This is a genomic window from Caldalkalibacillus mannanilyticus JCM 10596 (assembly GCF_000615945.1).
Taxonomy (GTDB): Bacteria; Bacillota; Bacilli; order Caldalkalibacillales; family JCM-10596; genus Bacillus_AT; species Bacillus_AT mannanilyticus.
On sequence record NZ_BAMO01000037.1, the window covers coordinates 41,936 to 53,931 of the forward strand.

Sequence of the window (11,996 nt, forward strand, 5' to 3'; positions counted from 1 at the left end):
TGTGAGTATGGAGAATATTGTGATTAAAGGAGCTAGGGCTCATAATCTAAAAAATATTGATGTGACGATACCTAGAAATAAGCTGGTTGTCTTAACAGGATTATCTGGATCAGGGAAATCATCCTTAGCCTTCGATACGATCTATGCCGAGGGACAACGCCGTTATGTGGAATCCCTCTCGCGTATGCCAGACAATTCCTAGGTCAAATGGATAAACCTGATGTAGATTCGATTGACGGATTATCTCCAGCCATTTCGATTGATCAAAAAACCACGAGTCGTAATCCACGCTCGACAGTCGGAACGGTGACGGAAATCTATGATTACCTGCGATTGTTATTTGCCCGTATTGGTCGTCCTCATTGTCCTGAGCATGGAATTGAAATTACTTCACAGACAGTGGAACAAATGGTGGACCGAATTATGGAGTACCCTGAAAAAACAAAGCTGCAAATTCTAGCTCCTGTCATCCAAGGGCGCAAGGGCGAGCATGTCAAGGTCTTGGATGAGATCCGTAAGCAGGGCTTTGTTCGTGTTCGTGTGGATGGGGAAGTGAGAGATTTGTCTGAGGACATCTCTCTGGAGAAAAACAAAAAACATTCTATTGAAGTAGTGATCGATCGAATTGTGATCAAAGAGGATATCCATTCTCGCCTAGCAGATTCAATTGAAACAGCATTAAAGATTTCTGATGGGAAGGTTCTAGTAGATGTAATAGGAGAAGAAGAGCTCCTCTTCAGCTCCAACCTTGCTTGCCCAGAATGTGGATTTAGTATTGATGAACTAGAGCCTCGTATGTTTTCCTTTAACAGTCCATTTGGAGCTTGTCCTACCTGTGATGGATTAGGAAATAAGCTGGAGGTAGATTCCGACCTTGTCATTCCTGATGTTTCGAAGAGCTTAAAGGAGGATGCCATTACCACGTGGAGGGGTCTTCCTCCAATTATTATGGTCAGCTTCTGCAAGCCATCTGTGACCACTACGGGATCGAACAAGAAGTTCCTTTTGAACAACTCTCGAAAGAGCATCAAGAGATTCTTTTGTATGGCAGCAAAGGGGAAAAATTCTTTTTCCGTTATGAGAATGAATTTGGACAGGTTCGTGAGAGACAGGTGAGCTTCGAGGGAGTGGTGAATCAGGTTGAACGAAGATACAAGGAAACAGGTTCAGATTATGTTCGGGAACAGCTAGAAGCCTATATGAGTCAGAAGTCCTGCCCTACTTGTAAAGGAGATCGCTTGAAGAAGGAATCTCTCTCTGTAACTGTTCATGAGAAAAACATCTCCTATATTACAAGACTTTCAGTGGGAGAAGCGAAGGAGTTCTTCTCCACTCTTGAATTAAATGAAAAAGAGAAAATGATTGCCCATCTGATCCTTCGAGAAATTGAGGAGCGCCTCGGCTTCTTAGTCAATGTGGGACTAGATTATCTCACCCTGCAAAGAGCGGCAGGAACCCTTAGCGGGGGAGAAGCTCAACGGATTCGTCTGGCTACTCAAATAGGTTCACGCTTGATGGGCGTTCTCTACATCTTGGATGAGCCTTCCATTGGTCTACATCAGCGAGATAATGCCCGACTGATTCAAACACTTGAGCATATGAGAAACCTAGGGAATACCTTGATCGTCGTGGAGCATGATGAGGACACCATGCTTGCTTCGGACTACATCATTGATATTGGTCCGGGAGCGGGTGTGAATGGAGGAACCATCATTGCTGAAGGAACGCCTGCCGAAGTAATGAAGAACAATGCTTCTATCACAGGGCAATACCTTAGTGGTGAAAAATTTATCTCCCTTCCTGCCGAACGTCGTCAGCCGAATGGCAAATGGCTGGAGGTCAAAGGGGCTAAGGAAAATAACCTGAAAAACGTCAATGCCAAGATTCCTCTTGGAGTGTTCACCTGTGTGACCGGTGTATCTGGATCGGGTAAAAGTACTTTAATTAACGAGATTTTATTAAAAAGCTTAATGAAAGAATACTACCGTTCCAAGGCAAAGCCAGGTCAGCATAAGACGATCACAGGGACCGAACATCTGGATAAGGTGGTTAATATTGACCAGTCTCCGATTGGACGTACACCACGCTCCAATCCAGCAACCTATACTGGGGTCTTTGACGACATTCGTGATGTATTTGCTGCCACCAATGAAGCCAAGATGAGAGGCTACAAGAAAGGGCGCTTTAGCTTTAACGTCAAAGGCGGGCGTTGCGAAGCCTGCCGTGGAGATGGAATTATTAAAATCGAGATGCACTTCCTTCCAGACGTCTATGTTCCTTGTGAAGTGTGTAAAGGAAAAAGATATAATCGTGAAACGCTGGATGTGAAGTACAAGGGGAAAAATATCTCAGACATTCTGGACATGACTATTGAGGATGCCTCTGAGTTCTTCAAGAACATCCCCAAAATCAAGCGAAAAATTGATACGCTTGTCGATGTAGGCTTAGGCTACATGCGTCTAGGTCAGCCCGCAACGACCTTATCTGGAGGAGAAGCTCAGCGTGTCAAGCTTGCCTCCGAATTACATCGTCGCAGTACGGGAAGAACCTTATATATTCTGGATGAACCGACAACAGGCTTACACATTGCTGACATTGATCGCTTGCTCGAAGTTCTCCAAAGGCTTGTCGAAAATGGCGACAGTGTCCTAGTGATTGAGCATAACCTTGACGTGATCAAGACAGCCGATTATGTTCTCGACCTAGGACCTGAAGGAGGAGTAAGAGGAGGAACTATTATCGCTACAGGAACTCCTGAAGAGATTTGTCAGGTAGAGGAATCCTATACAGGATATTTCCTTAAGCCTGTTCTGGAAAGAGATCGTAAGAGAATGGAAGAGAAATATTCTGTTCAGACGGGATAGGAATAAGGAATAAAGCTCTGACCTTTGTGGGTTGGGGCTTTTTTCTATGCTACTAATCGACTAGAAAAACTTAAAGATATCAGAAGAATTCATATAATAACTCTAAACACCTTTTTCAATGTAATGTGGGATAGGATGTCATGACTGATAGCAATGGGCTATACTATATGAGAACCCATTTGGGTTAAGTAGGGATAGTGATGTAGGTTCAATCGCATAAAATTAGATGGACTCGATACATAATTTGATTTTGCTGATGCAGATCGAAGAAAAAGAAGGACGAAAAGGAAACTATCGTCAGACAAGAGAGTGGGGAGAAAATGGTGATTATATCAAGGATACGGACTGGACTGATCATGGCAGGAAAGACCATACAAATCCCCATGACCATTATTATGAAAATAATTCAACAGGTGGAACGAAAAAACGTGGAGGACCGATCTCGAGGTGATATATGGATATATTGAAGATTGTAAAAACAAAAGAGTCTCAGGAGTTTTCATGTCTAGGAGAGCAAATGGCAGATATTCTTTCAGTAATTAATACGGAATCAAGGACATTGTATTGGTATGTGTTTGATGTGGACTATTATAATCATTCAGAGGAAATTTTCAAATCCCCCATTAGTAGATTTGATTGTACTGAAGATTTGATCAATGCGTCAAAAAAAGTTGAGCAATTTTTATCTTGTGTTTTTATTGCGACCAAACATGATAATATCCAATGGGATATGGAAAAACTTCCGAAAACAGAAGAAGATAAGGGACTTCAACATGAAGAAGCACTTATAGAAATTCGTGCTTTTGACACAACTTATTTTGAAGTTTATGTGCAAGAATTTAATGTTGCAAATAGATTAAAGCTGGCATTCAAAATATACTGCACCTAGATTTAAGTGAATTGCCCCCAGTCAAGTAGACAGCGGAAAAAAGGAAAAATCTTCGACACCAATCATTTACTTATGGTTGGTGTCATATTTGATTGTGCTGATGCAGATCGAAAAGCAGAGATGATTGGTTATTATGGAGCAGATTTGTTTAATCCTGCAAAAATTTCTAAAGTGAAGAAGTTGACTGGAAAGGGAAGTTCTACTCCATCACCAACTTTGAAAAATAGTCCGTATCATCCTTCGTGGTGGAATGGGGACTTGGTATGGTGTAAATAAGGATGGTAAAATATATCAATATTTTAGTGATAACGCTGGAGGAGTGCATTTTGCAGGAGAAATAAGCATAGAGAAATTACCGAATGATGTTCGAAAGCAACTTGGAATTAAATATTAATAAAGGGGAAGCATCATGTTAATAGGGAATAAATCGGAATTTGGAATTGAATATGAGCTTAATAAAGAGTATGGAGGGGAGTGGTTATTCGGTAGATTTTGTTATTGGATTGATGGAAAACGTGTTGGTGACTATGATCTGGGAACATCCTTACGTGATATATTGTTTTTATTACAACAACTTATTAGAGACAACGGAAATCGAAATCACGAAATTTTGTTTAAATTATCACTTCTAGAGCTATTTAATCGTTTAAATGGAGGTTTATATAGTGGTGACCCAAAATATGATAGTTTAGCAATTGATGAATCCTGGGCTCGTTTTGATATAGGATTACCTATAGATATTTTTAATGAGTGGAAAATATTCCTTATTGAATATGAAAATAAATCACGTTTTATTATTCAAAAACTAGGTTCAACTGAAAATGAATTTTTACATGAAGTTAGTATTGAATCCGGAAAGTTTGATAGTGTGATATCAAAGGCTTTTAAATTACTTGATGAGTTGTACGAAAAGGAAACCTCAATAACACGAAAGTAGTCAAGAAACAAAAAAGAAACCGAGATTGGCAATAAACCGCCTTTCATGGTTTCTTTTCTTTGTATTCCTACTTCAAATTCCCAGGCACAGACTTTAACAGTGTCCCTTTTTTAAGTGCTTGAGTAGGGGATACACCTTGACGAATCTTCTTCATAGATATCACCTCGCTTTCATTCAGTTAGCTCCTAGCACAACAGATTCAACACCTGTTTCAGTTTCCTTTTTTCATGCGGACAGGGACGTTTTTTGGTACGCATACGATATAAGGGACAGTGATTCCCCTGACAGGCGGGGCGAAAATAACAGTTCTGACAACCAACATCTTGCTCTTCTCCACCGATTGTCCAGAGAGCCATTTTGTCCAGATCAAGCTCCATTGTCCCATCGTGCTGGAGCTTTCCTACCTGATTCATTTCCTCCTCAAATGCCACGGAGCATTTATAGAGTTGTCCGTCAGCCCCCACGATAAATGAGTTGGGCTTCGCTGCATAGCACACGGCTCCAGAAGGCATGAGTGTGTCGGCAATGGTATCACTTAGCTTCAGCCTTGTTGTACACCGCATTCGGTTAAGCTCCAGAGATGCTTATCTGATGCTGTTCTGTCACAGACTGGGATATGCTGATCCTTGGTTCCTCCCCAACGTCCAACGGGTCGGAGTAGGAGCTGAAAACGAGGATCATCTCCGAACAAGTCGGCAAGTGTTCTTAAGAGTTCTGGGATGTCTTCTACATTTTCTTCATCAAAATTCACTCGAAGATCAATCACAAAGGAATCATCAAGCTCTTGGATTTCTTTTAGCTGATGAATAATTTTTTCGTAGGTGCCGCTTCCGCCAACTAACGTTCTTCTTCGATCATGCACTTCTCCTACTCCATCCAGTGTGATCATATAGCGCCGAACATTGCGTTTTAGTAGCTCTTTACATCTTTCTTTGGTCAGAAAATAGCCATTGGTGGACATATCTGCTGAGTAGCTTACATGGTTTTCGGCACAGCTTTTTAAGAAGGAATCGGATAGCTCGATAATGGATTCATAAGCGAGAAGAGGTTCTCCTCCGAACCAGCTGATCGACAAATGCTCCAAGTGCTGGACGGACTGAGCAACATGCGCTTTTAGCCCCTGTATCGTTTCTTCGGTCATCATGCCTTGGGCAAATGTCTGATAGCAATAGCTACAGCGGAAATTACAGGCCTCTGTGGTTAGGAGGACGAGATGGGAGGATTTTTCTGCTTTGAGCGCTTGGTGTAACTCCTCTGCTCTCTCAAATTCTTTTGTCCCAGACGGAACAAGGAATCCGGATTCACACATATCTTTTGCTAGATCACATCGCCCGTCATGATCGATTCCAGCTGCTAAAATAAATTGAACCTTTTCTTCTTCTTCAGGGGAAGCAAGGCTGATCGCACCCGTATATGAATTATAGAGGATTCTACCTTTATCTAATAATTTTGCACTAAAGGTATAGCGGGAGGGAACCCAATGATTTGACATCCTGTCTACTTCCTTTCATGTCTAAGAGTAACATCCAGAGGGCTTCCCCAGTCCTTGAAGATAGGTTGGTATCCCTGGGCTATAATTTGATGATAGACTTCTTGTGTTGAACGTTCATCAGATGTCTGGAACTGAGAATGGGCTGTATCATTAGAGGAAGCATAGCCTCCGACAGTAGTAGATGAACCAGATGACATCCGTGTGACTCCTAGAGGAATCAGTTGATCACGTAGCTCTGCTCGTTCTCGGGTAGATAAAGAAATTCCCACTCGTGGCAGAAAGAGTCGAGTAGCCAACAGAATTTGTACCAGATGCTTGTCTTGTACTTCTGAATGCGGGTTAAAGCAACCCAAATTAGGGCGAATACGCGGCAGGGAGAGACAGATATCTGTTCCAAAATAGTTGTGCTGTAAATAATGCGCGTGCATTCCTGAGAAAAAAGCTTCCTTCCGCCAATCATCTAAGCCTAGCAATGCTCCAATGTTGACCTGGCGCATCCCTGCCTGACAGGCACGTTCAGCCGTATCCAACCGATAGAGATAGAGGCGTTTCGGTCCTTTGAGGTGTAGAGATTTATAGGTTTCTTCGTTGTACACCTCTTGGTAGACCACAAGCCCATCGACTCCACTGTCAACAAGCTGTTTGTATTCATTTGTTTCTAAGGGCTGTACCTCAATGGAAATGGAGGGGAAATAGTTTTTTAATACCTCCACACATTGGATCAGATAAGAAACAGGTGTATGCTGTGGAGATTCCCCCGTCAAGATCAAGACATGCTGAATCCCCGTTTCACGCAGCTTGATGGCTTCTTGTTCAATTTGTGCCATGGTTAGCTTTTGGCGTTCAAAGGGATGAATCACGCTAAAGCTGCAATAGACGCAGTGATTTACACAATAGTCTGCAACATAGAGTGGTGTATAGAGTAGAATAACTCGTCCAAAATGCTGTACAGTTAAGCGCTGGGCTTTACGAGCCATTTCCTCTAGCAGAGGTTCAGCAGCTGGAGATAGAAGAAGAAGAAAATCTGTTTCCTCTAAAACCTCCTTTTCTAGTACTCTCTGCACTTGGGCTGTGGTTGTAGATGCAAAAAACGCTTCAAAATCTATCGTTTTTAAGCGTTCATAGATCGAATAAAATGTCATGAATGATCTCCTTTCATCTTCACTCAAGAAGTTTCTGTCAAGAAGCCGGTTAGAGGAGAAGAGGCATGTGCAGAAGATGAGATAGGTCCAAGCCCTGCTATATAGCCCTTTCTTCCTGCTTGAACGGCATGGGCAAAAGCTTTTGCCATAAGGATAGGACTATCTGCGGTGGCAATGGCTGTATTAACCAAGACAGCAGCTGCACCTAGCTCCATAGCTTGTGCAGCCTGAGAAGGCTTACCGATCCCTGCATCGACAATAATGGGGACATTAGCTTCTTCGATCATGATTTTTATCATTTCAAGGGTTTCTAATCCACGGTTGGTACCAATAGGAGCACCGAGAGGCATCACAGCCGCCGCCCCAACCTCCTCTAAATGCTTGGCTACCATTAAGTCAGGGTTCATGTAAGGCAAGACGACAAATCCTTCCTTAACCAAGGCTTCTGTTGCCTTAATGGTTTCAGCGTTGTCTGGTAGGAGGTACTTTTGATCTGCAATCACTTCGATTTTGATCCAATCCCCCATCCCGCAGGCACGAGCCATTCTGGCAATGCGTATGGCTTCCTCACTGTTTCTTGCTCCCGAGGTGTTAGGAAGTAGAATAATATCCTCAGGAATATGGCTTAAAATGTTATCTGCTTGGCTCTGTAAATCGACTCTGCGTAACGCTACAGTCACTACTTGAGTGCCAGAAGAGATAATGGCATTGGTCATTTGAGCATAGCTTGTAAATTTTCCACTGCCTAAAAACAAGCGGCTTGTTAACTGCTTGTTATCTATGCGTAAAAGATCATTCATCTCTTTTCCCTCCTATATCTATGTTTTTTGTCACATCATCTGTGCAGATTCGACTCTTGTTTCATCAAGATTATAGGGGAGTCAACCGAACTGTGCTATGAGATAGATCACAAAAAAAAGAAGCAGGAGCCAACTCCTACCTCTTGGTAATGGTAATATGAACGATGTTTTCTTCTTTTTGATCATAGCTGTAATCATAGCCAAGCTGTTGAAGCTCTTCGAATAAATAAACAGGCACTCGTTCGTTGATGATCTTTAACTGTTCACCTGATTTCATTCGTGAAAGCTGAAGAAGGGTTCGCATCATTGGCTTAGGGGGTTCTAATCCACGATTATCTAGGTGATAGACCTTCCCTTCCTGCACGAGATCTTTCTCTAACGATTGGCTAATGTCATCCTGCTCATCAGCCATATGATAGACAGGCGGAGTCTCGGGAAGCTCTTTCTTCTTGGATTGAAATAGCTTGGAAAATGAAAACTTTCGTTTCTTTTTGCTGAAGGTAACCACCCAATGATCCTCGGCTCGCTTCTCGATCTCATGAGTAAACCCCTTCGATCCAAGGACAAATAGCAGGGGACGAGGTTTGAAGATGGCATGTAAAATGAACTGATCTCCTTCCTCCAAGGTTGCTACAGCATCCATAATTTTTTTGAAAGGATCTTCTTTTTTTTTTAAGGCTTCACGTACATCTAACTCCACGATTTTGCTTTTCTGCACGTGGACCACCTCCTTGTGTTAGGTTTGTTATGCGCTAGGTATGATTCCAAGGGATTAACCCCACCCCAACAGAGTTTTGGCGATGGGGGACATGAGCGTTGGATTCCAAGCTGGAGTCCACACCAGATCAATCTTCACTTCATGGACTTCCTCTAGTTTAGCAACGGCGTGTTGTACACCTGAAGTGATGCTATCGTGTAGTGGGCAACCGGGAGTGGTTAACGTCATTTTAATGGTGACCGCGTCGTCCTGCTTGGAAATGCTATAAATTAACCCTAGATCATAGACATTGATGCCTAATTCGGGATCTAGGACTTGCTTTAATTGCTGAATGATTTTTTGTTCCAGGTTTTTGTTCATGTGACTTGCCTCCCTCCAATCATGTAAGCAGAGTGTTATTTTTTCTAGGTTATTTATAGAACACGGAGAAAATAAGCCAAGAATAGAAAATAGCTCCCAGGGTGTGCAATCCTTGACCTGTTTGAAAAAGGACGGCAGATTGGAACCATATGCCAGCGGCGACAAGCAGAGTGGCAAGAATAAATCCTGGGAAAAACCAAGAGCCTGCGCGCTCATTGATCATATCTTTTAGCGTAGGGACATCTGATCTGCCAATTTCCTTGCTATATTTAGCTGTCCACCATAAAAAGGGAACAATTTTAAATAGGTAGCCCAGAATACTTAAGGAGACCCAGCCTAATAAAAAGAAATAAACCAAGGCAATCATCTCTGTGGTGACGAGGGTTCCATAGGTAGCATATTTACCCAGAATGATGATAAAAAGCAAAGAAGCAAGGACAACAGCTAGGATGGCAGCTAGTGCATACTTAAATCCTAGATCAGGATATCTTTTCATTCTTTTACGCATAATGATCCAGATATGGTAGGCAAAGAGCAGAAAGGCGAGATGGAGTAATAAAGCCCCGCATAGTAATAAAACAGGTGAGGAAATAAAATAAGCCGTCGTGATCCCCAACATGCCACTTAAGAATGTGAGCAAGACAGGTACACCCAACTCCATAGAGTAGCCATGTGCCAGAGCAAACATAGGAACCATTTTGTACGAAAATCCAAAAATCAAGAGGCTAAACCAACCAACAAGACCTAAGGTGATATGGGAGTAGAGTAGGGCAAGATGATACTGCGAAAGCAAACCTCCCCAAACCAGCTGCCACATTAATAAGAGTCCAAGAAGGATGGTTAAGGCTAGACAAGCTAGGGATAGAGAGACCATCGCCGTCATGATGTTCCAGTTCTGAATCTGGCGTAGAGATAAAAACATATTTAGTAAAAAAAGAAGGAAACCTAAGACTAGGATAGGTCCAGCTATCGTTAACCATAGCTTGGAGAAGGTAAAGAAACCGACTGTGATTCCAACAATTCCTATAAGCATGACTCCAAACTGAATAAATCCTAAGCGTTCAGAGAAAATTTTAATTTGAAAAGCTACAGGAACCATTTGATACATCGCTCCCATGGATACCATGGTCGCCCAACCGATGATCAGCAAGTGAGCAATAGCCCAAATAGCGGGGGTGCGATAAAGCCCTTCTACCAATTGACTTCCATAAATAAGAAGGAAAAGCTGAGTGAGCAAATACATGCTCACCCCAGCTAGAATAAACAGGAAGGGAAGCTTGACTCCAGGAGCTTGGGAGGTTGTTGGAGAAAAGCTTACACCTAAACTGTGAGTAAGATTACTGTTCATGAATGTCGGCTAGCACTCGTTTGAATAAAATGTTATTCTCTAGATGAATATGTTCAAACAAGTCTGACTCGATTTCCTGTAGACGTTTGAAAGTCATTTGGTAGGTCATGCAGGCACCCTCAGGTAGCTTATAATCTTCTGTTACCTCACGCATGCGCTTGAGAATATCTCCCGCATGATCGTGCTCGTTCTGTAATTCATCAATTCCATTTTTTAAATTTTGTAGTGATTCAGCACCAGGATTGTGCTCATAAGCTAGAATTAGTGGAAAGACAACTTCCTCTTCCTTCATGGAATGCTGCTCTAATTCTGTTTTTAGCTCATGGAAGAGTCGATGAATCTCAACCAATTCAGGATGACTTATTCCATGGACACGAAATACCTTGGTTACATACGGACTTAGCTGAGGAAGCTCCTGATAGAGATAGGCATGATGTTTATGAATAATGTGACGAATGATCTCAGAATAAGGAGCTTGTGTCCAGTTATGCTGCTTTTGTCCTTCGCTAATCTTTTGTTCGTAGCCTTCATTTAATTGCTTTAATATTTCTTCTTCATTTAGATTTTTTTCACTGATCACTTCGCCGAGCGGACGGTTACCTCCACAACAAAAATCAATGCGATATGCTTTGAATAAGTCACTTGCTTGAGGGAATTGAGTAACAATATCTCCAACTTTAGATGTATGATCAAATACTTGCATGATGTATCCTCCTTTTGTGTTTGAGCTTGCTTTAAATGTAAACCAATCCTGTACTATCCACAGTGACCATAATCACATTGTTGAGAATTATTTTCATTTATACTTGGGAGAAGATAAGAAGATAAGAAGATAAGAAGATAAGGAGTCGTTGGTTATGAAGTTAAATCGGGGAGATGTTTTATTTCATCAGGGTGAAACAGGAGCCTTATACCAACTGAAAGAAGGGTTGATCAAGATCATACGGATTAAAGAGGATGGCACCACGACATTGGTCAATCTCATATTACCGGGAGAAATCTTTCCGCATCATTCCTTGATGAATCGCAATGAATATTTTGGAACAGCGATTGTGGTCATACCATGCAAGGTGGAAATGATTCCTAGTGATATTTGGTACCATGAACTGGAGAGCAATCCAGAACGCTTAAAAGAAATTGCATTGGTTTTACAGGAAAAACTTCGTATGATGCAGCAACGAATTGATCAGTTAACAACTGTAAAACCAGTGGAACGGTTTGAATTAGCGGAAAAATGGTTTAAGCGCTATTTTCCAGATCTATTTCTGGAGGATGTGCTTAATCAGGAGGAGATTGGTCAATTTATTGGACTTCGCAGGGAAACGGTTAATCGTTTGTTGAAGAAGTTGCGAGGGGATGGAAAGTGATCAGCCTCAAGTAACGAAGAACTCCAAAGGAAGATTCTAAAGAAGAAGCATAAACTGTAATAGGAGGATAAAAAAGTTG

At 41.9% G+C, this 11,996-nt stretch carries 13 protein-coding genes and 1 pseudogene; 6 read left to right on the forward strand and 8 right to left on the reverse strand.

The genetic code is table 11. From position 1 onward, the window contains the following. The first annotated feature begins 1 nt into the window (after position 1). The 5 genes and pseudogenes from uvrA to JCM10596_RS18235 all read left to right on the forward strand — a co-directional run bounded on the left by uvrA (position 2) and on the right by JCM10596_RS18235 (position 4,690). Positions 2-2,864 (forward strand): annotated as a pseudogene (gene uvrA / locus JCM10596_RS26350) (excinuclease ABC subunit UvrA). A gap of 226 nt (positions 2,865-3,090) precedes the next feature. Continuing rightward, positions 3,091-3,315 carry a hypothetical protein gene (locus tag JCM10596_RS18220; RefSeq protein WP_025028359.1) on the forward strand — a complete coding sequence of 75 codons (225 nt, stop codon included), beginning with the start codon at positions 3,091-3,093 and terminating at the stop codon, positions 3,313-3,315. 12 nt (positions 3,316-3,327) lie between these two features. Further along, entirely contained in the window at positions 3,328-3,753 is a 426-nt protein-coding gene (locus JCM10596_RS18225; protein ID WP_148302641.1) for a hypothetical protein, read from the forward strand. A gap of 6 nt (positions 3,754-3,759) precedes the next feature. Further along, entirely contained in the window at positions 3,760-4,029 is a 270-nt protein-coding gene (locus tag JCM10596_RS18230; protein WP_148302642.1) for a hypothetical protein, read from the forward strand. A gap of 133 nt (positions 4,030-4,162) precedes the next feature. Next, positions 4,163-4,690 carry an Imm42 family immunity protein gene (locus JCM10596_RS18235; RefSeq protein ID WP_025028362.1) on the forward strand — a complete coding sequence of 176 codons (528 nt, stop codon included), beginning with the start codon at positions 4,163-4,165 and terminating at the stop codon, positions 4,688-4,690. A 185-nt stretch (positions 4,691-4,875) separates the two neighbouring features. Here the strand turns inward: JCM10596_RS18235 and JCM10596_RS31490 are convergent, their stop codons facing one another. The 8 genes from JCM10596_RS31490 to ric all read right to left on the reverse strand — a co-directional run bounded on the left by JCM10596_RS31490 (position 4,876) and on the right by ric (position 11,256). After that, complete coding sequence (locus JCM10596_RS31490) at positions 4,876-5,253, reverse strand: SPASM domain-containing protein (RefSeq protein WP_369345667.1); 378 nt, start codon at positions 5,251-5,253, stop codon at positions 4,876-4,878. Further along, positions 5,232-6,182 (reverse strand): radical SAM protein, encoded by a 951-nt coding sequence (locus tag JCM10596_RS26355; protein ID WP_369345668.1) that lies wholly within the window; start codon positions 6,180-6,182, stop codon positions 5,232-5,234. The genes JCM10596_RS31490 and JCM10596_RS26355 overlap by 22 nt, the downstream gene beginning before the upstream one ends. 5 nt (positions 6,183-6,187) lie before the next feature. Beyond that, on the reverse strand, positions 6,188-7,324 hold the full coding sequence (gene thiH / locus JCM10596_RS18245) for a 2-iminoacetate synthase ThiH (protein ID WP_025028363.1): 1,137 nt from the start codon (positions 7,322-7,324) through the stop codon (positions 6,188-6,190). A 23-nt stretch (positions 7,325-7,347) separates the two neighbouring features. Next, complete coding sequence (locus JCM10596_RS18250) at positions 7,348-8,124, reverse strand: thiazole synthase (protein WP_025028364.1); 777 nt, start codon at positions 8,122-8,124, stop codon at positions 7,348-7,350. 136 nt (positions 8,125-8,260) lie between these two features. Next, a complete protein-coding gene (locus JCM10596_RS28895) occupies positions 8,261-8,842 on the reverse strand; it encodes a DUF2249 domain-containing protein (RefSeq protein WP_025028365.1) in 582 nt (193 codons plus the stop codon). A 54-nt stretch (positions 8,843-8,896) separates the two neighbouring features. Beyond that, positions 8,897-9,202 (reverse strand): metal-sulfur cluster assembly factor, encoded by a 306-nt coding sequence (locus JCM10596_RS18260; protein WP_025028366.1) that lies wholly within the window; start codon positions 9,200-9,202, stop codon positions 8,897-8,899. A 49-nt stretch (positions 9,203-9,251) separates the two neighbouring features. Continuing rightward, positions 9,252-10,550, reverse strand: coding sequence for a hypothetical protein (locus tag JCM10596_RS18265; RefSeq protein ID WP_025028367.1), 1,299 nt, complete (start codon positions 10,548-10,550; stop codon positions 9,252-9,254). Then, entirely contained in the window at positions 10,540-11,256 is a 717-nt protein-coding gene (ric, locus tag JCM10596_RS18270; RefSeq protein WP_025028368.1) for an iron-sulfur cluster repair di-iron protein, read from the reverse strand. The genes JCM10596_RS18265 and ric overlap by 11 nt, the downstream gene beginning before the upstream one ends. A gap of 151 nt (positions 11,257-11,407) precedes the next feature. On the opposite strand from ric, the gene JCM10596_RS18275 reads away from it, so the two are divergent. After that, a complete protein-coding gene (locus JCM10596_RS18275; RefSeq protein WP_025028369.1) occupies positions 11,408-11,917 on the forward strand; it encodes a Crp/Fnr family transcriptional regulator in 510 nt (169 codons plus the stop codon). The last annotated feature ends 79 nt before the right edge of the window (positions 11,918-11,996 follow it).